At 46.5% G+C, this 1024-nt stretch carries 2 protein-coding genes; both read right to left on the bottom strand.

Annotated elements, in window-relative coordinates:
- Positions 1-705 (bottom strand): hypothetical protein (locus AAKU64_RS22610; protein WP_354363124.1); only part of this gene is annotated, 705 nt, incomplete at its 3' end.
- Positions 702-1024: hypothetical protein (locus tag AAKU64_RS22605; RefSeq protein ID WP_354363123.1), on the bottom strand; the 323-nt coding region annotated here is incomplete at its 5' end. The genes AAKU64_RS22610 and AAKU64_RS22605, both read right to left, overlap by 4 nt.

Genomic DNA, 1024 nt, shown 5'->3' with positions numbered 1-1024 from the left:
GGCGATGATCACGGCAGCCCCACCGGCTGATTCAATTATGCAATCTCTGATGACGCTATGACTTCCCTCAAGTAAAACAGCGACGTCATGTGCCAGTACCTTGAGTTTTTCCAGGGTATAGTCGTTGCGCTCATAGGGAATGTCGATAAGAGGAATTTTGGTTTGCCCTTGCCAAATGAACGGACGGGCTACAAGCGATGAATCACCAAGATAGCCGCGACTGGTGTTGGCTTGCCATTCGTTATTAAATACAACGCCATCCCCGGTATCCTCCCCACGGGCAAGGTCGATGGTTCCATTGTGGAGCCGGACCATACGATTGTCGCCAGACTCAGGGTAGGAGAACTTAGCAAATGTTTTTGCAGTATCCTCATTATGTTTTGCATTCAACCATACTCCGGAAACACCAAAATCTGCCCCCAGCGTGTGTCCATGTAAATCGATGTTCACATACCCACAATGAACATAAAGCAATGCGCCACCTTTGGGCCCCGTGTGTCCAGCGCCCCATAGCTTTTGCTGAATTTTATCTTCTACGAAGACATATTTGCCAGACTGATAAATCGAGTAATACTTTTCTTCGGAAATTCGAAGATTGGCCACAGGCAAAGGTATTGGTTCCCCCGGTAATGATTGCGCCAAACCACGGAGCGCTATCATGCTACTTGCAGCACCGAGTAGATGAATAAAATGTCGTCGTTTCATTTAGGTGCCTCGTTTGTTTTGAGAATGGCGTTAGGATAATCTTTGGGATCAAGCCCATCTAGATTTTTGACTCTTTTTTGATAAGCAGTATCTTTGTTATAGCCATCTGTACCGCCATCTGCTTTAATCGCCCACACCAACTTCTGGCTATAACCCAACTTAGCAAGTGCATCATTGAGAATCTGAATCTTCGCTCCCATCTGACCGCTATTGGCTTCTTCGTCAGCATGTGTTCCATTAAAATCGACAAGTGCTTTGGCGACAATCGGGTCGTTGATATCCACTTTCTTACCCAGATGGCTTGGCTGGGACGAAAAAT

The organism is Undibacterium sp. GrIS 1.8 (genome assembly GCF_040544445.1).
GTDB lineage: Bacteria > Pseudomonadota > Gammaproteobacteria > Burkholderiales > Burkholderiaceae_D > Undibacterium.
This window is presented reverse-complemented; position numbering and strand designations above follow the sequence as displayed.